The 24,517-nt window shown below is 36.5% G+C and carries 26 protein-coding genes and 1 riboswitch; of the genes, 17 read left to right on the top strand and 9 right to left on the bottom strand.

Going from position 1 to position 24,517, the window contains the following annotated elements:
- Positions 1–64 precede the first annotated feature (64 nt).
- Positions 65–1,480 carry a S41 family peptidase gene (locus R4Z10_RS11950; protein ID WP_338473229.1) on the top strand — a complete coding sequence of 472 codons (1,416 nt, stop codon included), beginning with the start codon at positions 65–67 and terminating at the stop codon, positions 1,478–1,480.
- Between the two features lie 79 nt (positions 1,481–1,559).
- Here the strand turns inward: R4Z10_RS11950 and R4Z10_RS11945 are convergent, their stop codons facing one another.
- Positions 1,560–1,802, bottom strand: coding sequence for a DNA alkylation repair protein (locus R4Z10_RS11945; protein WP_338469532.1), 243 nt, complete (start codon positions 1,800–1,802; stop codon positions 1,560–1,562).
- Between the two features lie 124 nt (positions 1,803–1,926).
- Between R4Z10_RS11945 and R4Z10_RS11940 the strand changes: the two genes are divergently transcribed.
- Entirely contained in the window at positions 1,927–2,340 is a 414-nt protein-coding gene (locus R4Z10_RS11940; RefSeq protein WP_338469531.1) for a FixH family protein, read from the top strand.
- Between the two features lie 54 nt (positions 2,341–2,394).
- On the opposite strand, the gene R4Z10_RS11935 is transcribed toward R4Z10_RS11940, so the two are convergent.
- The 3 genes from R4Z10_RS11935 to R4Z10_RS11925 all read right to left on the bottom strand — a co-directional run bounded on the left by R4Z10_RS11935 (position 2,395) and on the right by R4Z10_RS11925 (position 4,133).
- Positions 2,395–2,799 carry a cytochrome-c oxidase gene (locus tag R4Z10_RS11935; protein ID WP_338469530.1) on the bottom strand — a complete coding sequence of 135 codons (405 nt, stop codon included), beginning with the start codon at positions 2,797–2,799 and terminating at the stop codon, positions 2,395–2,397.
- Positions 2,800–2,949: 150 nt separating this feature from the next.
- Complete coding sequence (locus R4Z10_RS11930; RefSeq protein ID WP_338469529.1) at positions 2,950–3,438, bottom strand: Hsp20/alpha crystallin family protein; 489 nt, start codon at positions 3,436–3,438, stop codon at positions 2,950–2,952.
- A 137-nt stretch (positions 3,439–3,575) separates the two neighbouring features.
- Positions 3,576–4,133, bottom strand: a complete 558-nt coding sequence (locus tag R4Z10_RS11925) for a GNAT family N-acetyltransferase (RefSeq protein WP_338469528.1) — start codon at positions 4,131–4,133, stop codon at positions 3,576–3,578.
- A 490-nt stretch (positions 4,134–4,623) separates the two neighbouring features.
- Between R4Z10_RS11925 and R4Z10_RS11920 the strand changes: the two genes are divergently transcribed.
- The 5 genes from R4Z10_RS11920 (at position 4,624) to R4Z10_RS11900 (ending at position 9,330) form a co-directional block, all read left to right on the top strand.
- Positions 4,624–4,947 carry a DUF4870 domain-containing protein gene (locus R4Z10_RS11920; RefSeq protein ID WP_338469527.1) on the top strand — a complete coding sequence of 108 codons (324 nt, stop codon included), beginning with the start codon at positions 4,624–4,626 and terminating at the stop codon, positions 4,945–4,947.
- Between the two features lie 211 nt (positions 4,948–5,158).
- Positions 5,159–5,305: riboswitch (FMN riboswitch) on the top strand.
- Between the two features lie 214 nt (positions 5,306–5,519).
- Positions 5,520–6,170 carry a riboflavin synthase gene (ribE, locus tag R4Z10_RS11915; protein WP_338469526.1) on the top strand — a complete coding sequence of 217 codons (651 nt, stop codon included), beginning with the start codon at positions 5,520–5,522 and terminating at the stop codon, positions 6,168–6,170.
- A gap of 32 nt (positions 6,171–6,202) precedes the next feature.
- Positions 6,203–7,399, top strand: coding sequence for a bifunctional 3,4-dihydroxy-2-butanone-4-phosphate synthase/GTP cyclohydrolase II (locus tag R4Z10_RS11910; protein ID WP_338469525.1), 1,197 nt, complete (start codon positions 6,203–6,205; stop codon positions 7,397–7,399).
- A gap of 58 nt (positions 7,400–7,457) precedes the next feature.
- The gene (ribE, locus tag R4Z10_RS11905; RefSeq protein WP_338469524.1) at positions 7,458–7,928 is read left to right on the top strand and encodes a 6,7-dimethyl-8-ribityllumazine synthase; all 471 of its coding nucleotides are present in this window, start codon (positions 7,458–7,460) and stop codon (positions 7,926–7,928) included.
- Between the two features lie 163 nt (positions 7,929–8,091).
- Positions 8,092–9,330: an HDOD domain-containing protein gene (locus R4Z10_RS11900; RefSeq protein WP_338469523.1), complete on the top strand. Its 1,239-nt coding sequence runs from the start codon at positions 8,092–8,094 to the stop codon at positions 9,328–9,330.
- 226 nt (positions 9,331–9,556) lie between these two features.
- On the opposite strand, the gene ligD is transcribed toward R4Z10_RS11900, so the two are convergent.
- Positions 9,557–11,461 carry a DNA ligase D gene (ligD, locus tag R4Z10_RS11895; protein ID WP_338469522.1) on the bottom strand — a complete coding sequence of 635 codons (1,905 nt, stop codon included), beginning with the start codon at positions 11,459–11,461 and terminating at the stop codon, positions 9,557–9,559.
- Positions 11,462–11,599: 138 nt separating this feature from the next.
- Here ligD and R4Z10_RS11890 point away from each other — a divergent pair, with 138 nt between their 5' ends.
- The 9 genes from R4Z10_RS11890 to R4Z10_RS11850 all read left to right on the top strand — a co-directional run bounded on the left by R4Z10_RS11890 (position 11,600) and on the right by R4Z10_RS11850 (position 20,255).
- The gene (locus R4Z10_RS11890) at positions 11,600–12,442 is read left to right on the top strand and encodes a Ku protein (protein ID WP_338469521.1); all 843 of its coding nucleotides are present in this window, start codon (positions 11,600–11,602) and stop codon (positions 12,440–12,442) included.
- A gap of 51 nt (positions 12,443–12,493) precedes the next feature.
- The gene (locus R4Z10_RS11885) at positions 12,494–13,153 is read left to right on the top strand and encodes a phosphatase PAP2 family protein (RefSeq protein WP_338469520.1); all 660 of its coding nucleotides are present in this window, start codon (positions 12,494–12,496) and stop codon (positions 13,151–13,153) included.
- A gap of 85 nt (positions 13,154–13,238) precedes the next feature.
- Positions 13,239–14,732: a glycerol kinase GlpK gene (gene glpK / locus R4Z10_RS11880; RefSeq protein ID WP_338469519.1), complete on the top strand. Its 1,494-nt coding sequence runs from the start codon at positions 13,239–13,241 to the stop codon at positions 14,730–14,732.
- 119 nt (positions 14,733–14,851) lie between these two features.
- Entirely contained in the window at positions 14,852–16,501 is a 1,650-nt protein-coding gene (locus R4Z10_RS11875) for an FAD-dependent oxidoreductase (protein ID WP_338469518.1), read from the top strand.
- A gap of 517 nt (positions 16,502–17,018) precedes the next feature.
- On the top strand, positions 17,019–17,219 hold the full coding sequence (locus R4Z10_RS11870) for a cold-shock protein (protein WP_338469517.1): 201 nt from the start codon (positions 17,019–17,021) through the stop codon (positions 17,217–17,219).
- Positions 17,220–17,490: 271 nt separating this feature from the next.
- On the top strand, positions 17,491–18,930 hold the full coding sequence (locus tag R4Z10_RS11865; RefSeq protein ID WP_338469516.1) for a DEAD/DEAH box helicase: 1,440 nt from the start codon (positions 17,491–17,493) through the stop codon (positions 18,928–18,930).
- Positions 18,931–19,055: 125 nt separating this feature from the next.
- Positions 19,056–19,256 carry a cold-shock protein gene (locus tag R4Z10_RS11860; protein WP_338469515.1) on the top strand — a complete coding sequence of 67 codons (201 nt, stop codon included), beginning with the start codon at positions 19,056–19,058 and terminating at the stop codon, positions 19,254–19,256.
- Between the two features lie 52 nt (positions 19,257–19,308).
- Complete coding sequence (locus tag R4Z10_RS11855; RefSeq protein ID WP_338469514.1) at positions 19,309–19,485, top strand: hypothetical protein; 177 nt, start codon at positions 19,309–19,311, stop codon at positions 19,483–19,485.
- Positions 19,486–19,862: 377 nt separating this feature from the next.
- Positions 19,863–20,255, top strand: coding sequence for a cytosolic protein (locus R4Z10_RS11850; protein ID WP_338469513.1), 393 nt, complete (start codon positions 19,863–19,865; stop codon positions 20,253–20,255).
- A 94-nt stretch (positions 20,256–20,349) separates the two neighbouring features.
- Here R4Z10_RS11850 and R4Z10_RS11845 read toward each other — a convergent pair whose 3' ends face one another.
- The gene (locus R4Z10_RS11845; RefSeq protein ID WP_338469512.1) at positions 20,350–20,640 is read right to left on the bottom strand and encodes a DUF6509 family protein; all 291 of its coding nucleotides are present in this window, start codon (positions 20,638–20,640) and stop codon (positions 20,350–20,352) included.
- A gap of 127 nt (positions 20,641–20,767) precedes the next feature.
- On the opposite strand from R4Z10_RS11845, the gene R4Z10_RS11840 reads away from it, so the two are divergent.
- A complete protein-coding gene (locus R4Z10_RS11840) occupies positions 20,768–22,198 on the top strand; it encodes an NAD(P)H-hydrate dehydratase (protein ID WP_338469511.1) in 1,431 nt (476 codons plus the stop codon).
- A gap of 118 nt (positions 22,199–22,316) precedes the next feature.
- Here R4Z10_RS11840 and R4Z10_RS11835 read toward each other — a convergent pair whose 3' ends face one another.
- The 3 genes from R4Z10_RS11835 to R4Z10_RS11825 all read right to left on the bottom strand — a co-directional run bounded on the left by R4Z10_RS11835 (position 22,317) and on the right by R4Z10_RS11825 (position 24,474).
- Positions 22,317–23,009 carry an LrgB family protein gene (locus R4Z10_RS11835; RefSeq protein ID WP_338469510.1) on the bottom strand — a complete coding sequence of 231 codons (693 nt, stop codon included), beginning with the start codon at positions 23,007–23,009 and terminating at the stop codon, positions 22,317–22,319.
- Positions 23,006–23,380 (bottom strand): CidA/LrgA family protein, encoded by a 375-nt coding sequence (locus R4Z10_RS11830; protein ID WP_338469509.1) that lies wholly within the window; start codon positions 23,378–23,380, stop codon positions 23,006–23,008. The genes R4Z10_RS11835 and R4Z10_RS11830 overlap by 4 nt, the downstream gene beginning before the upstream one ends.
- Before the next feature lie 215 nt (positions 23,381–23,595).
- Entirely contained in the window at positions 23,596–24,474 is an 879-nt protein-coding gene (locus tag R4Z10_RS11825; protein ID WP_338469508.1) for a LysR family transcriptional regulator, read from the bottom strand.
- Positions 24,475–24,517 lie beyond the last annotated feature (43 nt).

Below are 24,517 nucleotides of genomic sequence, written 5' to 3'. Positions count from 1 at the left end.
ATGCTTGGATAATGAACAACAGGTTAATGGAGAAACTCAGGAAAATAAACCAGGGTTTGTTCGAATGAAAAAATTTCACTTTATCATGCTGTTATTTTTAGTTGTCTTTTTATCGGCAGGTATTACAACGTTTGCGCTTGCATTTGGAGATGAGAAGGCCGTAACAGTCGGAACCGATCGAAGTGAATTTTCTAAGTTATATACAGCGTACGATACGTTAATTAAAGGTTATTATGAAGAAGTCGACGGTGAAGACTTAATTAATGGTGCGATCAATGGGATGGTACAAGCATTAGATGATCCATACTCTGACTACATGAACACAACGGAGGCAAAAAGCTTCCATGAAAGTATCTCTTCCTCCTTTGAAGGAATCGGTGCCGAGATTCAAGAGGTAAATGGGCTGATTCAAATTGTCTCACCTATCAAAGAATCACCGGCTGAAAAAGCGGGATTGAAACCAAATGATAAAGTGCTAAGTGTTGATGGAAAAAGCATTCAGGGCATGAGTGCTACCGAAGCCGTCCTATTAATACGCGGAGAAAAGGGAACGACCGTCACACTTACAATTGAGCGCCCAGGCATTCCTGATTCAATGGATGTTTCGATTGTTCGAGATACGATTCCAATTGAAACCGTTTATGGTGAATTGATTGAAGGAGAGGACGGTATTGCAAAAGTACAGATTACGTCATTCTCTGAAAATACAACAGATGAATTAATAGAGACATTAAATGATTTAAAAGCGCAAGGGATGAAAGGTCTTATCTTAGACTTACGTCAAAATCCAGGCGGATTACTTGAAGAGGCTATTTCGATTGCAAACCTATTCTTGCCAAATAATGAAATGATTCTACAAATTGAAGATCGCGAAGGAAATAGACAAGAAATTAAGTCAGCTAGCAGCAAGAAGAATCCAAATGTACCACTAGTTGTGGTTGTAGATAAAGGAAGTGCCAGTGCATCAGAAATATTAGCAGGGGCGTTTAAAGAGTCAGCCAACATTACACTAGTTGGTGAAAAAACGTTCGGGAAAGGAACCGTTCAAAAAGCTCAAAACTTTAAAGATGGATCAAACTTGAAATTTACAACGGAAAAATGGTTAACACCAAAAGGGAATTGGATCCATGAGAAAGGCATAGCACCAGATGTGGAAGTAACATTGCCTGATTATGCTTCACTTACGATGATTAATCCGGATTCCGAGTTAAAGCTTTCTTCTTCATCCAATGAGGTACAAACGGCTCAAAAAATGTTAACTGCATTAGGGTTTAACCCTGGTCGAGAAGATGGATTCTTTGATGAGAAAACTGAACAAGCCGTTAAGGAATTCCAAGAGCAGAAAAACTTAGAGGTGACTGGTATTTTAACAGGGGAATCTACCATCGGCTTAATGGAAAGTTTACGAAAGCATATTGAAAAAAATGATACACAGCTACAAAAAGCAGTTGAGGTCTTGAAAGATCAAATGTCAAATTAATTAGCTAATCCATAGAGTCAAACTTCTCGTTTAAACGATAATGATCGATTAAGCGGAGGTTTGACTCTTTCATTTTTCTTTATTTCATTTCACCAAACTTAATAAAAGTTTTTTCCTCTTCAATTAAACCACAGGCTGCGCATTGAACTTTTAGTTCAGGTCCTTTATAAGCTAAGTGAAAAGGACTTAACGTATCTTCTGAATATTCCTCAAGAATATTTCCTGAATTCGGATCCAATTTTACAGAATGTGGAACTTGTTTGATTAAGTTAAAACGTGATTTATTCGTCCTACAGTTAGGACAACGATAGGGTGTTGTCATCTCATTCCCTCTTTCCATGTTTTAAAGTATATGTTTTGCAAGAGTGTCAGTAATTATGTAAGAATGATATTAACTATATTATCTAGTAAAAGTGAAAATTCATAAAATTAAAAAGGGGGAAGACATGAATCGCAGGAAAAGGTTTTATTTATTAATCTTTATTTTAACAGGATTTTTAGTAGCTTGTTCAGAACAAAAGGAGGTAGTAGACAAAGCACCTGCTTTCTTAGATGTGCAAATTTCAATACAACCAGAACAAGGGCAGGTTAATGAGCCTGTCACTTTTGAGGCTAAAGTAACTTATGGGGAGAAGGAGGTTACAGATGCAGATTCAGTAGTGTTTGAAATTTGGCGTTCCAAAGACGACAACCATGAAAAAATTGAGGTAGAACATACAAAAAGTGGAATATATCAATTAAAGAAAAGTTTTAACGAAGAAGGAACATATTATATTGTTGCCCATGTGACTGCTGAAGATATGCATAATATGCCGAAAAAGGAATTTGTCATTGGACAACCTAGTGAACCTGAAAAGTAAATGCGGACAAGACAGAAAAAAACAAGGAGAATGGCATCCCATTCTCCTTGTTTTTTAAATCGTTAAATCTTTAGTAGATTCAATCGGTTGATTCGAGCTAACCCCTCTAAAAAGATTAATAACAAAAAGCAACACACCTACGACTACTAAGATGGACCCGATGACAATCCCTAGAGTTAAAGCAGTATTCCCTGTTAAAATTTGCAGGAATAGAGACGCTTGCATAATGGGAAGTCCCAAATTGTGAAGCCAAAAGTGAGTGTTGGCTAGTTTTGATGTGCTGGCAGTTGGAAAGTGTAAATAGATAAGTCCAAACAGAGCCATGGAAACCCAACCAAGTAAATTTAAGTGTGCATGAATCGATGTGAAAGCAAAATTGTGAATAATCCCCATAATAAGTCCTAATAAAACTGCAATCACAAAGTATATTCCTGCCACTTTTAGAAAACGTACTCCCATCCAATTTCCGCCCTTCGTATGAAGAATTTGAATATTACCCCTATTATGATATTACAATAGACTCATCGTGTATATGCCTTTTTGTATATTAATTATAATTAATTAGTAAAAATGTAATAAATTTGGGGTAAGCGGGCGGCGATTAAAAAGTTATTTTAGATCGGTAATATCGACTTCCGAGAACTGAAAGTCAATATTTTTAGGTATTTTTATCTCTAACACTCCATCTTTGAAGCGTGCAGTCGTTCCTTTCCTCTTTACTAGGGCGGGTAAGAGTATTTTGTGGGTATCCTGATATTCAGGAATATGTTCAAGAATGAGTAAATTGGAAGTGTGAGTTAGCCTTAGAGCTCTCAGCCATTCTTCTGATTCGATTACGATTCGAATAAAAATATCCTCATGTGTCTCAAAAACAGAATATTGAAGACTCTCATTAGAAGTTCCAGACTCATTTTGGGATTGAAATGGATGAAAATTGGCCATAAAATCTTGTTGATTCATATTTCGATCATTAGGAAAAGGCGATTGGAATACTTTGCCCATCATATTTTGGACAAAATGATTAATCTCATCAGGTTTCATATTTTGAAATTTTGCTTGCATTTCCTTTGTGAAGGGAAAGAAATTCCATGGAAACATTGAAAGTTCATCCTTTCCGAATACTTAAATACATGTAGCTCTAATCTCATCTATCTTATGCAAACTAATAATGAATGGGTACTTCATTATCTAGGAAATTAAAAAGCGACTGACCTATTCTAGTCAGCCGCTGTCTATTATGCTTCTAATGGTTGATTCGTCTCGGTTGTAATTCCAGCTCTTAATGTATGCAAAGTATATAAATCTTTTGGTATCTCATATAGTTTAAACATATCACCAGAGGCATTTAAAGCTGCAAAAAGGGAGCTTCGTGATTCACTCGCATCTATTATATAAGGGAGTTTTTCAGCGGCTTTTTGGGAGCGGGTATTTTCCGTGCGAATTCGCATAAAGACGGTTTCAATTCCTAGTTCATAGAAAATTTCCTGAAAAAAGACATCTTTAGCCAGTTTATTATATCCTTTTCCATGATATGGCTTGCCTAGCCAAGTGCCCAAAAAACCTGCATGATCCTGTATATCATATAAGCTAATCGTACCGATTGGTGAACCCCATTCATCTAAAATGGTCCGAGAAATTAACTCACCACGTTCCTCAGCTTCTATAATCTGCTTTGTAATAAATAAAAATTCTTCATAAGAGTTCGTTTTGTGACGAACGAAAGGGAAGACCTGTGGGTGCGTCATTAAATCAAATAATTCATGACATTCGTTCAAATCCCGCTTTTTTAGCATGGTTACAACCTCCTTATGAGGGCAGTTTAAGCTCATGCAAAAGAGACTATAGCCCACCCTCGAAATTTTTTATAAAGTTACTAAAAAATTTCGGGGTGGGAATCGAACCCACTAGAACCAGTTTGACTGGTGGCGCACCATTTGCCTTCCCTTTACCTAAATCATTATGATATTTGTTAAACCCTTAAAATAAGGTGTTATGTTGTAGTTGTCTACCCCTTTTTGAAAAAAGTTAATCTTCACTTCTATGTTTATTTTACAAAAAATAAATCGAAAAGAAAATAGGTTTTTTCGTAAAAAAGTATTAAAAAATTGTGAATGAATTTTTACAAAATTTAAAGTTTTTTACATTTAATGTTCTAGCTTTATTGAAGCAGAATAGGTAAAAATTGAATCCTTTTATGATGTGTAAACGTATCATATAAGGGTAAGTTACGTAATAGGTAAATTCTGTTACAAGCATTATAAAAGAGAGAGGGGAGAGAGGACGATGCCATCAAAAGATGAGCGGTTGTTAGCGATGTTGATCTATGTTTCGAGTTTTTTTACGGTATTTATCGGTCCGTTAATTATTTGGTTGTTAAAAAAGGATGATTCAGCTTTTGTAGATTATTACGGAAAGGAATATTTGAATTTCCTAATTTCATATACGGTTTATTCAATCATAAGCACAGTACTCATGGTTGTTTTAGTTGGTTTCTTGACAATTTGGCTAGTTGGTATTTTAGGCATTATTTTTACCATTATTGCTGCAGTTAAAGCATATCAAGGTGAAATGTATCGAATTCCACTAGTCTTTCGCTTAATTAGATAGATTCGACTAGCTGCCCTCACTATGAGGGTAGTTTTTTAATTCTTTTTTATTTCAGAAGGCCATCTCTATGAATCTTTTATTGTAATTAGTGACAATTTGTTGACAAATTACAACATTCCGTCCCAGAATAGAAACGTACATTCGAAAATAGCGATTTTATGCCTTGACAACATAGGTTTTATCCATGATAATAAACTCACAATCAAATAAAGAAATTCTTCGGGGCTGGGTGAAATTCCCAACCGGCGGTGATGAGGGCAACCTCTTAGTCCGTGACCCGGTTTCATGATGAATGGAAACGGTGGATTTGGTGAAATTCCAAAACCGACAGTTAAAGTCTGGATGGGAGAAGAATAGGAATCATACGTTTAAATTTAACCGTTTACAACGTCTATTTCATATTGCTTTTTTAAGCCCCATACTTATTTGTATGGGGCTTATTTAGGTTAATGGTCTTTTTGCCATGGGATTTTTCTTCTTCTACTCTTCTTCCATCCTCTAACAAATTCCCCTTTTTTGGATATCCTTATAAGACTTAATCCACACTAATTAAGAGAAGGAGGTGCCACCTTATGTTCACCGGTCTAATTGAAGAATTGGGAACAATGAAAAAAATTAATCAAAAAGGCAATACGTTGGTTTTAGTGATTGAAGCCGATAAGATTATGAGTGATTTGCATTTAGGTGACAGTATTGCAGTTAACGGTGTTTGTTTAACGGTAACCAAGTTTACAAAAAAACAATTTGAAGCCGATGTAATGCCTGAAACGTTTAAACATACCTCCCTTTCGACGTTGAAAGAAGGATCCAAGGTTAACTTGGAGAGAGCCATGGCTGCTAACGGTCGTTTTGGCGGGCACTTTGTTACCGGTCATATTGATGGTACTGGAACCATTAGAAAGCGGACTCATATTGAAAATGCCATTTTAATTGAAATTGAGATACCTGAAGAATTCTCCCATTTTGTGTTAGAAAAAGGGTCAATTGCCATTGATGGAACATCATTGACTATTTTTAAAACTACCAATCATTCAGTTACAATCTCGCTAATTCCGCACACGGCTAAAGAAGCGGTGATTGGGCTGAAAAGAGAAGGCGAAATTGTGAACTTAGAATTCGATGTCATGGCCAAATATTTTTATTCCTTTATGCAAAAAAGAGATGAGGTCTCTCAACCGGGAGGAATAACTACTAATTTTTTGAAAGAAAATGGATTTTACTAAGTGCGTAATTGCATTTTAAGGAGGGATTCTTGATGTTAAATACGATAGAAGAAGCGATTGAAGATTTAAAGCAAGGGAAGGTTATCATAGTCGTAGATGATGAAGATCGGGAAAATGAGGGAGATTTCCTCGCTCTTGCTGAATATGCTACACCAGAAACCGTAAATTTCATGGCGAAAGAAGGCAGAGGTTTAATTTGTACCCCTGTTACGGAAAAAATTGCAGCTCGTTTAAACTTACATCCAATGGTTGAACATAATACAGACGCAAAGGAAACCGCCTTCACAGTAACAATTGATCATAAGGATACGACAACAGGCATCAGTGCATTTGAACGCCATCTTACAATGGCAAAAATGCTTGATCCAGAATGTGAAGCAACAGACTTTAATCGGCCAGGCCATGTGTTTCCACTGATTGCAAAAGATGGCGGTGTATTAAGGCGCGCTGGACATACTGAAGCAGCGATTGATTTTGCACGGCTAGCAGGCGCCCAACCCATTGGGATTATTTGTGAAATTATGAATGATGACGGTACAATGGCACGATTAGAGAGCCTTAAAATAGTAGCTGAAAAGTTTGACCTTAAATTAGTATCCATTGAACAGTTGATTGAATATCGCATTCAACAACATGACATCAACGTTAAACGAGAAGTAGAAATTCAGTTACCAACTTCATTTGGAGATTTCAAAGCTTATGGATATACGAGCTTACTAGACGGAAAAGACCATATTGCTCTTGTAAAAGGGGAAATCAATGAAACTGAACCGATTTTGTTGCGTGTTCATTCTGAATGCTTAACAGGAGATGTTTTCGGCTCGAAACGTTGTGATTGCGGTCCTCAGCTTGATGCAGCACTTTCTCAAATTGAAAAGGAAGGTCAAGGAGTGCTTCTGTATATGAAGCAGGAAGGAAGAGGCATTGGACTCATCAATAAACTAAAGGCCTATAAACTTCAAGAAGAGGGATATGATACTGTCGAAGCCAATCATAAATTAGGATTTGCTGCAGACCTTCGGGATTATGGAATTGGAGCCCAAATTTTGAGAGATTTGAGAGTCAGAAAAATGCGACTACTAACGAATAATCCAAGGAAAATTGCTGGGTTAAAAGGATATGGTTTGGAAATTGTTGAAAGAGTGCCAATCCAAATGCCAACTGAAAAGGAAAACGAGAAATATTTACACACTAAAAAGGAAAAGCTCGGTCATATGTTAACACTTTAAATGCATCGATAAGTTCATGTTAACAACGAAAAAATGAATATTAAGGAGAGAATAGAAGATGAAAAAAGTATTTGAAGGACATTTAGTCGGAACAGGTTTGAAGGTAGCAATCGTGGTAGCAAGATTTAATGAATTTATTAATGGAAGATTGTTAGCAGGTGCAGAAGATGCCCTAAAGAGACATGGTGTTGAAGATGAAAATGTTGAGATTTTCTGGGTTCCTGGTGCTTTTGAAATCCCATTAACAGCCCAAAAATTAGCAGAAACGCAAAAATATGATACAGTGATTACGTTAGGGTCAGTGATTAGAGGAGCTACCCCTCATTTTGACTATGTGAGTAGTGAAGTCACTAAAGGAGTTGCGGCAGCTGGTATGGATACAGGTGTGCCAATTATCTTTGGTGTATTAACTACAGATACGATCGAACAAGCTATTGAACGCGCAGGAACAAAAGCGGGCAATAAAGGCTTTGATGCGGCAGTGACGGCGATTGAACTTGCTGATTTGTATCGAAAAATTTCAAAGTAACTCATATTCCATTGAAGATGTAACGAAAATGTTACATCTTTTTTTATTTAATAAAACTTTCGGAAATAATCTACCATTTTTCGACATAATTATTTTTTTGCTTGATGTATACTAGTTTTTAACTTGTTCTAATACAATTAGCGTTCGAATGTTGGAGGATATAATGAAGGTTTATGTGGCAAAACAACCAATCTATGATACAAATGAAAAATTAGTAGGTTATGAACTTTTATATAGAAAAGACTCTACAAATGTATTTCCACAAATCGATGGCGATCAGGCAACAGCTGAGGTTGTCATAAATACACATTTAAATATTGGACTTCACCGAATCACGGAAGGAAAACTGTACTGTATTCAGTTTACAGAAAAATTACTGGAGCAGAAACTTCCTACTTTTTTTAACCCTAAGGAAATGCTCGTGAAAATTTCTAATGAGGTTGTTTTAACCACTCGACTTATTAAAATGGTTTATGAGTTAAAACAGTTAGGCTATGGCATTATTATAAGTGACATCTTAATTAATTTTGATTTTCCTTTAATGGATGCTTTGTTTGCCAATATAGACTATTTGACTGTGGATTTTTCAGATGGGTTAACACAGCAACATGATCTTATAGAGAAAGTAGCAAATAAATTCGATGTTCAGTTGGTAGCTGAAAAAATCGAAAAGAGAGAATATTATATTGAGGCAAAAAATAGAGGGTACTCCTTATTTCAAGGGTATTTATTTTCGGAACCTATGATTGAATCATCTTTCGAAATACCAACGGTTTATCAAACCGATCAATTATTAGCTCAAGATAAGATAAATTCAATGAATGAAGATGAATTAGTTCAATGGGTTGAAAGGGACTTATCTTTTTCGATTAAATTATTAAGATTGATTAATACAAGCCAAAGTCAATCTTCTAAAGTTTGTTCGATACGTAAAGCGATTACGTTAATTGGATTAGAAGAGGTTAAGAAATGGATTCAGCTTCTTATGGTTAGATATTCTATAAAAGCGCCCATTCAGCTTTCAAATGATATCAATCGTTTAATCTTAACGAGAGCAAAACTTTGTGAAAAAATGGGCAAATTGATTGGTTCTCCTCATCCTTCAGGTTTTTACTTAATGGGACTGATCTCGGCAATCGAAAAAATGAATGTTGAGTCAATGGAGGAGATTTTAGATGGCATCCCTATTAAAGATGAGTTATATGAGGCTTTAATCGGAGTGGAAAATGAATACAAACTAGTCTTAGATCTAGTGCAGGCTGTTGAACAAGCTAATTGGAGAAAAATTAGTGAAAAATGCAAAAGGTTAAAGATATCAGAAAGAGATTTGTTTCGTTTGTATGCTGTATCTTTAAATTGGACAAATCACTTCACCTCAGAAAATAAAAGAACACCGTTTTAACAAAAGAAAGGCACTCATCAGTGGGAGAATTCCTTTAAATCTCCTGCTACTGGATCACGTGGCCTGCAGGATGTTGGTCACGCAGAAGGTGCTATAGGTGTTTTTAGTCTATTCGACTTTCGGAGCTTAACGGACAGTTGATTTCCTTCCTATCTTCTTTTTTTGTTCACGGAATCTTGAGGTTGGGACTTTCCTGCCCGTTAAGCTTGTTAAATAACGATCCTTTTCAGGTAGAGGATTGATTTTTTAGAAATTGCAAGACAGGATCAAAGTTTTGTCTTTTTTTTGCCGGAAAATAGTCAGCAAATGGATCTCCTTTTGTCTTTAACCGGTCGAACAAAGTTGGAATTTGAAACGATTCAATCTTTAAACTTTCATTTACTTCAGTCCAATACAACGGTGTAGCAACAGTTGCTTTTTGCGTTCCACGTGGTGAATAAGGGGCTATAATTGTTTTGCCCTCTGCATGTTGAACATAATCGACATACAGTCGTCCTCCCCGATTTTTTTTCATCCGTTCTGTTGTAAATGAATCGGGGTCTTGTGTTGTTAAATAATTGGCGATAAAGGATGTGAAAAGCCGTGTATCGTCAAATGTATAGCGACTTTCAGGAAGTGGAATATAAACTTGTAAGCCTTTGTTACCTGATGTTTTCACAAAACTAATAAGATTTAGACGATCTAACACTTCCTTTATCATAATGGCTGCCTTAATCGCTAATGAAAAGGCATTTTTAGAAGGCGGCGGATCTAAATCAAAGACAATCTCACTAGGGGTGCCAATGCTATGGATCGTTTTAAAAGGAATATGATATTCAAACGCTAATTGATTGCCTAACCAAAGAAAGGTTTCTTCGTTATTACAAACAATATAGTTAATTCCTTCTGATTCAAATGTATCGACAAAATTGGGTGCATATTCAGGACAATTTTTTTGATAAAAAGGTTCACCAAACATTCCGTGTGGATAGCGGATAACAGTAAGCAAACGATCTGTTAGAAAAGGTTTAATGTATGGATAGATCCCTTGTAAAAAGGAGAGATATTTTTTTTTATTTACTGAAGGATTCTCCCATAACGGTTTTTCAGGATGAGTAATTTCCATTTCCAATTTTCTTAATGGGACTTTCTTTTTTACCTTTGGTTTAGTTCTAGTTTTAGTTTTAGTTGTCATCTCTGACTTTTTCTGTGGCAATTTACATTCACTTGCTGGAATAGTTGTTATCGCTTGCAAACTTGGTTGCCTTAGTGTTCTTCCTTCAGGCCATTCAATAAATTGGACCTTTACGGTTATTTGGGGACGTATCCATTGAACACCTTTCATTCGTTCAGGATCATTGTAAAAAGGCTTAGCATCGATTTTTAAGGAATCGGTTTGAATGGTTAGGTCTTTCCAATCTTTACCCGTCATTTTTCCTGTACCACAATGACCAATATACCAAAGTTTTTTATCGTCATCGTATAAGCCAAGGAGTACGGAATTAACTGTTCCTGCCCGGTATGTGACACCGGCAATAACTGCTATTAAATCATGATAATTTTTCACTTTTTGCCAACTATTATCTTTGCCATCCAATCGATAAGGGCTGTTCAGATTTTTACACACCATTCCTTCTAATTGGTATTCTTCTACTACTTTCCAAAGCCCATCCCCATCATGTTGAGACGGAACGATTTGAATATTTTTGTTAGGTGTAACACATGATTCAATAATAGCCAAACGGTCTTTTAAGGGACGTTCGTTAATCCAATTTCCATTAAAATAAAGAATATCAAAAATCATATAATAAATCGGGACTTCATCCTTAACTAACCTTACTTTATCTAGATTCCGTAATCCATCACGACGCATTACTTCATGAAAAGAAGGTTTACCATTTTTATCAAGGGCAATGACTTCACCGTCGAATATGACAGATTTTCCCTTGAAATACTCGGCGATATGACTCGTGATTTCCGGATAATGAAAAGTACGTTCATTTAATTTTCGATTAAATAATGAAATGTTTTCACCATCATAGTAAGTTATGATACGAACGCCATCCCATTTGATTTGATAGATCCAATCAGAACCAACTGGTATGAATTCTGACGCTACTGGTTCAAAGGGGACAATGGGCTGTAAAATCATAAGGGAACTCCTTTTTTAATAATAGTGTGAGCTTATTCAAACAAAATATTTCACGAAAATGATTTCAAAATATTTCATTGTATGATGTGCCACACCCTACATAAATTAAAAGTAATCATAAAGATTGGAGAATCCGCTATGCATACAATATGGAAAGGCAGTATAAGTTTTGGACTTGTTAATATTCCAATCAAACTTCATGCGGCAACAGAAGACAAAGATGTAAAATTACGAACGCTTCACAAAGATTGTCATTCACCAATAAAATATGAAAAGGTTTGTCCAGTTTGTAATGTAGAAGTGAAAGCAGAACAAATTGTTAAAGCCTATGAGTATACAAAAGGTAAATTTGTCGTGTTAGAAGAGGAAGAACTCGAAAAGTTAAAAAAAGAAAAAGAAGATAAGTCGGTAGAAATTATGGATTTTGTTAAAATAGAAGAAATTGACCCGATTTATTTTGCCCGCAGCTATTTTATTTCCCCTGGAGATAATGGTGGAAAGGCATACTCATTGTTGCGAAAAGCTTTAAAGGAATCAGGAAAAGTTGGAATTGCTCGCATCATGATCCGTTCAAAAGAGCAGTTGGCTGTGTTGCGAGTGTATCAAAATACACTTGTCATGGAAACGATTCATTTTCCGGATGAAGTTCGCTTAGCTGGTGATGTACCAAATGTCCCAACCGAGGAAAATGTAACTGAAAAAGAACTTGATACCGCTATTTTATTAATCGATCAATTAACAACGGAGTTCGATGCCTCTAAGTATACCGATGAATATCGCAATGCATTATTGGATTTAATTGAGGCAAAACGGACTGGTCAGGAAGTTGTTACATCAAAAGAAAAAGAAGTTAAAACAAATGTAACTGATTTAATGGCAGCGCTACAAGCATCTATTGATCAAACTAAGCCACAGGAAACCACAGCCACTACCACGAAAAAGAAGAGAGCAACAACAAAAAAGTTAAAAAAAGAAGCATAATATAAAGGGGGTCAGCCAGTACAGCTGACCCCTTTAAGAAGGGAATTACATATGGGTTTAACCGTTTATAAATCGAAAAAAATTTCATATATCCGTTCTGCTCTTATTGTAATTGGCATATTTATTTTATTATTTATCTATATTTCTAAACAAGTTTCTCGTCATGCGTTAGTGTTATTTGACCAAGCAATCATTAGCTTTATCCAATCCACAATTAGTGAACGTAATACGACTTGGATGCTATTTGTTACTGAATTAGGATCTGTTAAATGCATTACCATTTTTGTTATATTAACAGCAGTCGGATTGATAATTAAGAAAAAGAAATCATTAGCCATTTTTATGATGGCCGCAAGTGGGATTGGGGCCTTGTTCAATATGTGGTTAAAGTGGTTATTTAAACGAGAAAGGCCTGATATTTTACCATTAATCAGTGAAGAAAGTTATAGTTTCCCAAGTGGACATGCAATGGGGTCGTTTATTTTTTATAGTTCATTAGCTTGTATCATCATCCATTTAGTCCATAAAAAAATGGGGCGCTGGATCGCGATTACGATTAACGCATTGTTAATTCTCTTCATTGGACTTTCTCGTATTTATTTAGGTGTTCATTATCCTAGTGATATTGTTGGAGGCTATCTAGCAGGTACTGCATGGCTATTAACTTGTGTCATATTGTTCCATTATTATGAAGATCGTTACAACCGTTAACTTCATTCCGCATCAGTTGAATATGACGATAAGACAAAGTTATATATGGTAAAATATAGTAAGATAAATGAGAGAGGGGAATCTCATGGAAACATTTATTTTAGCGTTAGATCAGGGCACAACAAGTTCAAGGGCGATATTATTTAATCGAAATGGAGAAATCGTCCATCTTGCCCAGCGGGAATTTCCTCAGTATTTTCCAAAGCCGGGATGGGTGGAACATAATGCAAACGAAATATGGGCTTCCATTCTAGCTGTAATTGCAACTGTCCTCACAGAATCTGGGATTAAACCTGAGCAAGTGGCAGGGATTGGAATTACAAATCAACGAGAAACAACAGTTGTATGGGATAAAGCGACTGGTTTGCCGATCTATCATGCCATCGTATGGCAATCGAGACAAACAAATGAAATATGTGAAAATTTGAAAGTTATGGGTTATGAACCCGTTATACGACATAAAACTGGACTCTTAATTGATGCGTATTTCTCAGGAACAAAGGTGAAATGGATATTGGACCATGTAGATGGTGCTCGTGAGAAAGCGGAGAAGGGTGAATTGTTATTTGGTACGATTGACACTTGGTTAATTTGGAAGCTGTCGGGCGGAAAAGCACATGTAACGGATTACTCGAATGCATCAAGAACATTAATGTTTAACATTCATGACTTAAGATGGGACGATGAATTATTAGAGATATTAAAAGTTCCAAAGTCGATGTTACCTGAGGTAAGGTCATCATCAGAATTGTATGCCCTTACAACAGAGGAGCATTTTTTTGGGAGACAGGTTCCCATTGCAGGGGCGGCAGGAGATCAGCAGGCAGCACTTTTTGGTCAAGCCTGCTATGAAAAAGGTATGGCAAAAAATACATATGGTACTGGATGTTTTATGCTCATGAATACAGGAGAAAATCTAGTAGTTTCGAAAAATGGCCTGTTAACCACCATTGCTTGGGGACTAAACGGGAAAATTCAATACGCTTTGGAAGGCAGCATTTTTGTAGCAGGTTCTGCCATTCAATGGCTTCGCGACGGACTACGAATGTTTTCGAACTCAGCTGATAGTGAGAGATATGCCAGACGAGTAGATTCTTCAGAAGGGGTATATGTGGTACCTGCGTTTGTTGGGTTAGGAACTCCTTATTGGGATAGTGATGTAAGAGGTGCTGTTTTTGGTTTAACAAGAGGAACAGAGAAAGAGCATTTTGTGCGAGCAACCTTAGAGTCATTGGCATATCAAACAAAAGATGTATTAAGTGCGATGGAAGCGGATTCTGGTATTAATCTAAAATCGTTACGGGTTGATGGGGGTGCTGTGAGTAATAGGTTTCTCTTAGAATTCCAGAGTGATATTTTACAAGTACCAGTAGAACGCCCACAAATTAATGAAACAACAGCTCTGGGTGCAGCATATTTAGCGGGACTTGCAGTAGGATACTGGAAGAGCCAAAATGAAATTTCTCAGCTATGGGCAAAAGAAAATACTTTTTTTCCTGTAATGAAGAAGCAAGATAGTGACCTTCTATATGAGGGTTGGACAAAAGCAGTCAAAGCAGCAATGACATTTAAACATTAAATAGAAAGCATAGGTGTTTGACGTCTACATATAAAGACGAGAAACCTCTATGCTTTTTCATGTTTTAGCTCAAATTGCATAGGTTAGTAAAAGCAGGATTTTGGAGGGGATGTGATAGATTGAACTTTTCAAATCGACATCGAAATCATTTTATTGAGCAACTAACATCTCAAACATTTGATGTACTCGTTATTGGAGGTGGGATCACTGGAGCTGGCATTGCATTAGATGGGACGTTACGTGGAATGAAAATAGCGTTAATCGATATGCAGGATTTTTCTGCGGGAACCTCAAGCCGATCGACAAAGCTGATTCACGGTGGTCTGAGATATTTGAAACAATGGGAGTTTCGGTTAGTAAGCGAAGTAGGAAAAGAAAGAGAAGTTGTATATAATATCGGCCCCCATGTTACCACTCCAGAAAAGATGTTACTGCCGATTTACAAGCATGGAACGTTAAGACGCTGTACAACGTCGATAGGTCTAAAAGTCTATGATTATCTAGCTTCTGTTAAGAAATCAGAACGAAGAAAAATGTTATCCCGAGAGGAATGTATAGAAAAAGAACCGCTCTTAAAGCGGCGGGGCTTAATTGGTGGTGGTTATTATGTTGAATATCGTACGGATGATGCGCGACTTACAATTGAAGTAATAAAATCTGCCTACCATTATGGGGCACTTTGTTTAAATTATATAAAGGCTGAAAGTTTACAATATAATGAATCTGGTGAGATAAACGGAGTAACAGTGACAGACATAATAACAGGAAAATCCCATTCGGTTAGGGCAAGAAAAGTGGTTAATGCAACAGGCCCTTGGGTTGATACGATTTGTGAGAAAGATGGCAGTTTGAAAGGAAAAAATTTGAGGCGGACAAAAGGAATTCATCTTGTATTTGATAAAAGAGATTTTCCATTAAAACAAGCGATCTATTTTGATACTTATGATGGAAGAATGGTATTTGCGATACCAAGGCAAGGAAAAACCTATGTTGGTACTACTGATACCTTTTTTGAAGAAGACCCGATCTCTCCGAAAGTAACGAGAGAAGATCGCGGATATTTATTAAAATGCATCAATTCAAGATTCCCTAGTCTCAGATTAACCGATAAAAATATCGAATCTAGTTGGGCTGGAGTCCGGCCCCTTATTTTGGATGAGGGGAAGAATCCATCCGAGATTTCTAGGAAAGATGAAATCTGGGAGTCTGAGACAGGCTTAATTACAATTGCAGGTGGAAAGCTTACTGGATATCGAAAAATGGCTGAGCTAGTTTTGGATTTAATCTCGAATCGATTTGAAGATCGCTTATTTAGGCCTTGTAAAACCGCCCAAACCCCCATTTCTGGCGGCTATGTTGAAGGTGGGTCCGCCCGGTTTCAAGCCTATGTGTCAAGAAAGGCGGTGGAAGGTGTTAAATATGGTTTGACCCTCGATGAAGCCAAGGAGTTAGTTTCATTCTACGGTTCAAATGTAGACATAGTATTCGAGTATTTGAAGAAAAATAAGCAGGAACAAAGCATCCCTCTTTCACTTTTTGTCAAGTTGAACTATGCACTAGACCATGAAATGGTCTTAACACCCCTTGATTTTTTTATAAGGCGAACAGGGATACTATACTTTGAGATTTCTTTAGTAAAAAAATATAGTACAGATGTCATTCTATATATGTCAAAATACTTTAATTGGAATGAAGAACAAATTAAAAATAATACCGAGGAGTTGAAACGAGTGATCGAAGAAGCCGAACGAACGATCCTTCTGTTTTGACAAAAGTGGAAGAATCGTATATGATTAAAAAGGACAAATCATGCACATATAATTAGTTAGTTTCTTGAAAGACTGTTCTCACGCAGTTAATACTCAGTACGATAACCTTCCTATATTATACTTCTGTAATCAATGATACTCCACAATACTTCAATGTCGTCGACAAAATTCACACTTATTTTCATTATTTTTATTGAACCTGATTCTATTGGCACGGCCCAGGAGCCGTAGGGATAGGAGAGAGGTAGGGCTTCTATTGTTTTAGGTTTAAAGACTTATGTTTAAGATCATATTCATAAAGTAAATTTTTGTATTTTGTATTGACAAATAGGTAATAAAAGATTATATTAAGGGTACGCTATTAAGTTCGGTATATATTTTCAATGGATAAGTGATCGTTGCTGCAAAATACTGTAGTCGTTATTTATTCTACAGTTACTTTAAAGCTTCGGCTTTTTTATTAGGTAAAATGTTATATGTATAACTTAGAGTGAAAACAATTTCGGAGGTACTACCCATGAACACAGGTAAAGTAAAATGGTTTAACGCAGAAAAAGGTTTTGGATTCATCGAATCTACAGAAGGAACGGACGTATTTGTACACTTCTCAGCTATTCAATCTGAAGGCTTCAAAACTTTAGAAGAAGGTGAAGCTGTTAATTTTGATATCGTTGAAGGTAACCGTGGACCACAAGCAGCTAACGTTGTTAAAGCGTAATTAACCGCTGATAAAAGTGATGCATGTATCCCATGCATCACTTTTTTATGTCGTTAGATCATTTGCGATTTCATACCACTTAAAGAGCGTTATTGATTACCCCTCGTGATTGATAAAGGTGAGGAAACCTCTTACTTCTTACCTTCCGCATATTGATAACCCACTTTTTAATGATAATTTTATTTTTATGAAAAAAAGAATGGTTTAATGGCAAACCTATACTTGTTATATCAACCATATTTAAAAGAGTTTTCTAAGGAGGAATTTTATTTTGACAACATTTTCAGATTTCGGCTTGAGTAAAGAAATTGAAAAAGCTATTTCCAATATGGGCTTTGAAGAACCATCACCAATTCAAGCGCAGGCAATTCCTATTGCCCTTACAGGTAAAGACGTGATTGGCCAGGCCCAAACCGGTACAGGTAAAACAACAGCCTTTGGTGTACCACTTTTAGAGTTAATGGACGTTCAAGCTGGAATTCAAGGACTTGTCGTATGTCCAACACGTGAACTTGCTGTTCAAGTCGGAGAAGAGTTGAATCGGATTGGTCAAGTTAAAGGCATACGTACGTTACCGATTTATGGTGGACAGGATATTGGCCGTCAAATTCGTGCATTAAAAAATAGACCACAGATCATTGCAGCAACACCAGGAAGATTAATTGATCATATTGAGAGAAAAACGATTCGTCTTGATCATATCAAAATGGTTATTTTAGACGAAGCAGATGAAATGCTAAATATGGGATTCATTGAGGATATTGAAAAAATCCTTGCCAAAACACCTGAGGAAAAGCAAACCATGCTGTTTTCTGCTACAATGCCAAAACGGATTCAATCTTTAGCCGAGAGATTCATGGATAATCCTGAAATTGTAAGAATTAAAGCAAAAGAAATGACCGTTACCAATATTGAACAGCATTATATTGAAGCGCATGAAAAACAAAAGTTTGATGTTTTGTGTAGTTTGCTGGATATTCAATCTCCCGAATTGGCGATTGTGTTTGGCCGGACGAAGAAACGTGTCGATGAAGTCGTAGAGGGTCTTATTAAAAGAGGGTACTCAGCTGAAGGGATTCATGGAGACATTGCTCAAGCAAAGCGTGATCAAGTGATTCGTCGTTTTAAAGACCAAACCATCGATATTATGGTTGCAACAGATGTTGCTGCACGTGGTCTTGATATTAGCGGAGTGTCTCACGTATACAACTTTGATATTCCACAGGATCCAGAAAGCTATGTTCACCGTATCGGACGTACAGGCCGAGCAGGGAAAAAAGGGATAGCGGTCTCATTTGTAACTCCTAGGGAAATTGATCATTTGAGAATCATTGAGAATATGACGAAAAAGAAAATGAACAAAATGCCAATTCCATCAATGCATGACGTGTTGGCGGGGAATCAACAGGCGGCAATTAATCAATTACAAGAGACAATTGAAAATAATGAGTATCAAGAATATAAAAAGATTGCCGAAAATTTATTAGAAGACATGGATTCGGTAACACTTTTGGCAGCTGCTTTGAAATTGATTACAAAAGAACCTGATGCGACACCGGTTAGATTAACGGCTGTTGAACCGTTACGATCTAGAAAACCGAAACCTCAATTCGATCGTAAACGCCGAAATGACCGTGGACGTGCATCATCATCTTCTCGTGACCGTGATCGTGACCGTGATCGCGATCGTAGAAGAAGCCGTAATCGTTAATCAGAAAAAAATATTTTATAAAAATAGTGTTTTTGCCTTATAAAAATCGAGAAATGTAGACATATTAATAAGGACAGAATTTTAGATTCTGATTTTTTGCAATGATATCTAGGAGGAAAATGTAAATGGCAACAGGAAAAGTAAAATGGTTTAACGCTGAAAAAGGATTTGGATTTATTGAGCAAGAAGGTGGAGACGACGTATTCGTACACTTTTCTGCAATCCAAAGTGAAGGATTCAAATCTCTTGATGAAGGCCAAGAAGTAAGTTTTGACATAGAGCAAGGTCAACGTGGACCACAAGCTGTTAATGTTCAAAAAATATAAAAGTTTTAAAGCCCGCTAATGATTAGCGGGCTTTTTTAATACAAATTCCTATATGATCTTAAAGACAAACTCTTTTAATCAAGATCTGATTAATTGCATGATTCATGATGAACAGCTTTATGAAAAGGTCATAAAGTTTGAGAAAATTTACCGTCAATCTAAATTAGTGAAAACACGAATGCAAAACTTGAATCGATATTTGTTAAAAAAGCATGTTGATTCTATGTAAGATCCTTTTCAAAAGTTTAAAATAGAACCGAATCAAATTCTATTTAGTGTAAGTTGTTCTAACATTTCAGCTAATTGGATTTGTCCAAGCTGTCAATTCATTTCTCAGAACGCTCATATTGAAGCCGTTAATGATTATCTACATTACATTCAACTATCGCCAATTCAGATGGCCGCCACTTCTTAAAACTCTCATCACGGACCATTGCCTAAAACCATCTTCGTGAATTAGGTCTACTTTTTTCCGCATCTAATAATGGCCGTTACTATTTCTTTCCCCCAATATCTGAATTCAATAGCAAATTTCTTCGAAATGTATTAGAGTGAGATCTGGTTGTACATACTTTTTAATGTTGACTAAAGATAAGGAGCGATACAATGAATACTTTCACTGTGCAATTTCACAAAGAAGATCAGGTTGATTCAATGACTGTTCAAAAGTTATCGGAGGATGATTTTAACCGAGTAACAGAAGGCGGTACGAGGCATTTATTTGAATTGGACACCAATATTGGATTTTTCATATTTTTTGATGCCTTTGATGAAAAAGGAGGACAATCTCATCTAATTCTACAGTATGATGAGGACAATGAAGATCCGAGTGCGTGCTATGCTTTTCAAAAGGATGATTACTATGAATTCATGGCGTTATATCTAAATGATCTTGAATTCCAAGAAGAAGAAGAGACGGAAGAAGAGGAACAAGAATATGGTCCCATTCATCATTTAGCTCATTTATTGTTTCATATAGTGGAAGAAGGAAATAAATAGATAGTTAAAAGTAAAAAGGAATGAAACCTTTCGTGATTTCATTCCTTTTTATCATTCCAATATAGCTATAAGTCTCTGTAATAATATTAGCTAATTATTCATCTTCGCCATAGTGTGCCCGGCAAAAATCTTCCACTATTTTTTCTTCATCTTCTTCTAATTCAAAATCCAAATACTTATTTTCGATACGATTATAAAAGTGGTACTGAAGAATTTTAGAAGAGTTTTCATCAACCCCATAAAGGACTTTCAATTGTAGGCCTTGTTCCTCAGCTAGTTCATCGTCTTCTGGCACCTCAATCGTGAGAAAAAATTCATAACGTTCACCTGTTAATATGCCAGTAGGATCTTTAATTTGTTCAACAGTGTATTCGGTAATATTCAATTTTCATGCATCCTCTCATAATGTTTCCAATCGTTATTATACACTATCGTTTCATAAAAGGAATAATCTCAAACAAAAAGTAAAAAAAGGATTATAATGGAAATAGAAAAATGAGGAGAGGATCGTTATGTATATTTACTCAGGTCAGCAAATTAAAGATGTAGATGCACATGCAGAACAAAATGGAATGTCGTTATTCACTTTAATGGAAAATGCAGGAAACGGCTTATATCACCAAATTAGCAAGGCGATTACGCGGACCGAGAAAATTGTCATTCTGGCGGGAAAGGGGAATAACGGAGGAGATGGAATTGTTTTAGCACGCTATTTAAAAAACAATCGTTATCATGTAAGTTTAATGTTTCCTTTAGGTCTGCCAAAAACGAAAACAGCCGAGGAACATTTAGCTTATTATGAAGCTTGCGGCTATGATTTTAATCCTTTTACAGAAAACATAAGAGCAGATGTAATTATTGATGGATTGCTTGGGGTCGGTAGCCAGTTGCCACTCCGTGAAGATGTTTTGGAGATTACAAACTGGATCAACCGTCAACAAGCTAAAGTAATTGCAATAGATGTTCCAACAGGAGTAGCATGTGACACGGGCGATGTGGATGACAATGCTGTAAAGGCCAACTATACATATGTTCTACATGGATATAAGCCATCCGCTTTTCTCTATCCATCCTCACATTATTATGGGCAAACGACTGTAATTGATATCGGGATTCTGCAAAGTAGTAGATGGAAGGTTTGGTCAGAAGAAGAAGTCCGAAACACATTGCCTAAAAGGACAGGCAACACACATAAAGGAACCTTTGGAACAGGGTTACTAGTGGCAGGAAGTGACGAGATGCCTGGAAGTGCAGCATTAGCGGCAATCGGGGCCATTCGGTTTGGAATTGGCAAGCTATCTGTTGCAACGACAAGACATGCTTCCATTTTTATTGGCCGATTTACACCAGAGGCAACCTTTTTGTATGAATGGTCATTAACTCAACAACAGGCTTTTTCTAGCATGGCCATTGGACCAGGGTTAAATCCTGACCAACAGCTAGAACAATTTGTAAATGATATTTTGAACAAGGAAGTCCCTGTTATTTTAGATGCTGGGGCACTAAGCCCGAGAGAGTATAAGAAACGTCAAGCACCAACAATTCTAACTCCACACCCTGGGGAATTTCGTCGTTTAACAGGAGAGTCTTCTGCACATATCCAAAAAAATCGAATCGAGCTGGCCTCACAATTTTCTCAAGAGAATGGTGTAATTGTCGTTCTTAAAGGAGAATGGACGGTCATTGCTTTCCCAGATGGATCGGGAGTTATCAATCCGACTGGAAATCGTGCACTTTCAAAAGGGGGAACAGGGGATACGCTTACCGGGATGCTTGTAGCGAGTGTCCATACACATGATGGGATAAAGGATGCAGTCGCAAATGCCGTTTATATCCATGGGGCATGTGGGAATAAATGGACAGAACAACATGGCGATCAAACCATGACAGCACACGACTTTGACAAACTTCTACCAAAAGTTGTTTATTATTTTTCTAACTAAAAAGAAACCTTCCTCAATAAACGTATTGGGGAGGGTTCTCTTTTATCAGGCTGAACGGGCCGAAAGATAATCCTTTATTTATAGAGGGAGTAAGAACCCCATTAATGGAAGTTTCACTTTATAAATGAATAAGGAGCAGTAAAGAGGGAACCAGTGAGTTGACCATAAAAAGCGAAATCCATGCGGCAAGAATTAGACCAATCATCGAAAAGGTCGCTTCTTTTTCACCGTATTCCATTGCAGCACTTGTACCTGAACCATGCGCCCCCATTCCTAGAGCCAATCCTCTGGCAATTGGCGATTGAATTGAAAACCATTTAATAATATAAGGCCCAATGATCCCACCAATCATCCCGGTAATAATGACAAAAATCGTCGTTAACGGTGGCAAACCGCCTATTTCCTTTGAAATTTCGATCGCAATCGGAGTTGTAACCGAGCGGGGGAGCAGGCTCATCGTTAAATCTTCGTTTAAATGCACAATGAAAGCTAAGACAAAGGATGAAACAATTGCAACAAAGGATCCACTCGTAATACTGACTAGAATATTGCCTAAATACTTTTTTAATAAGGGCAAATATTTATAAATTGGAATGGCAAAGGCTACTGTAGCAGGACTAAGTAAATGGCTAATTCCCTTTGTCTGTTCGATATACGTACTTGCAGGTATTTTAAACAGGGTAATTAATACAATAATTGTAACGGTACTCAGTAGTAAAGGATTAAAAAATGGATAGGACCATTTTTTATAGACCTTTTTCGCTAAAATGTAAATCAAAAAAGTTCCAATAGTAGGGATGATCATATTCATTTTAACATCTCCTTCGCTTTCCAATTGTTTAATTTTTCAGCTATAAAGGCCGTCGAGCTTATGACAATGAATGTGCTTAATCCTACTAAGAAAACAGATTTTAATCCTTGCCAACTCAACATTTCCTCGTAATTGACAATTCCAACTGCAGAAGGAATAAAGAACAGCAATAATTCAGCTAACAACCAATTGCCGCCTTGTTCTACCCACTCCAGCTTTATAATGCCAAGCCATAAAGCTAGGAACAAGAGCAGTAAGCCTACCATGGAAGCGGGAATAAGTAATGGGACAAGTGTTTTTATTACGTTCCCGAGAAATAAAAACATATGTATAAATAGAATTTGTATGGTAATCGTGATTAATTTTTTCACGATGAATCACTCCTTGGTTTTTTCAATCCGTTGATGACTTTACTATAAACCGTTGGAGATCTTTGGTAAAATACATTTAATTTATCAATGTCATAACCAAAAGTTATGACAAGGATACATTCTATAAGAAAAGGTTTTCATTTGTTAATTAAAATAAAGCTGTCTTAATAGAAATGTGTTAGCACTCTTCTATTAAGACAGCTTCTTTCAGGCGGTTATTTCTGTTCTTTAATCATAAAGTCAATAAACGTTTGAGCAGCATTGGAAATATATTTGTTCTTTTTTGTAATAACGGAGAGATTCCATGGGATAACAGGCTCTAGATCTAGGATTTTTATTAATTCGTTATCGATTTTGTAGCAGAGCGATTCAGGCAAGATAGTCAAGCCTAAATGAGCAGCAACCATTTCAGTCATAAAATCCCATTGCGTACTTTTAAATAAAATCCTAGGCTGAAATCCAGCTTGAATACAATGGTTCCAAATAATATCATGGAGTGCAAAATCTTCGCTAATAAAAATAAATTCCTCGTCTTTTAATTCATTGAGTTTTACTACTTTGTTTTCACTAAGTTTGTGATCAACATGTAGAATTAGTTTCATTTTTTCGCTTACTATGGGATAGGATAGAATTTCAACTTCATCAATTGGCAGAACGGCAATGCCTAAATCAATCTCTCCATCCAGTACTTTTTTTGTTAGTTTTGGTACAGGATATTCGGTAATGTTTATTTTAATATTTGGAAAAGTAGCATGGAATTCAGCAATAACTTTTGGGAAGAATAAACTTCCAGCAATCGGAGGAATCCCAATGTGAATAGAGCCGCGCTGTAAATTGGTCATATCAGACAAAGTTGTTGCCATTTCTTCCATTAGAGAGATCATTCTTTGCGCATAGTCCATTACAATTTGGCCGGCATCCGTAACTTCACTTGCTTTATTAGATCGAATAATTAACGTCAATCCAAGTTCCTCTTCCAGGTTTTTAATCATTTTGCTTAAAGCTGGTTGAGATATATGAAGAGTTTCCGCGGCTTTTGTCATGTTTTTCTGTCGGGCTACTTCAAGAAAGTATTGTAAATGTCGAATATCCATGTTTTAACCCACCAATCTCTCAATCTGTTATGATTATTATACT

It is taken from the genome of Niallia sp. XMNu-256 (genome assembly GCF_036670015.1).
In the GTDB taxonomy this organism is placed as follows: domain Bacteria; phylum Bacillota; class Bacilli; order Bacillales; family Cytobacillaceae; genus Bacillus_BD.
Note: the sequence above shows the minus strand (reverse complement) of the source record. Positions and strands in the feature narration are given on the sequence as shown.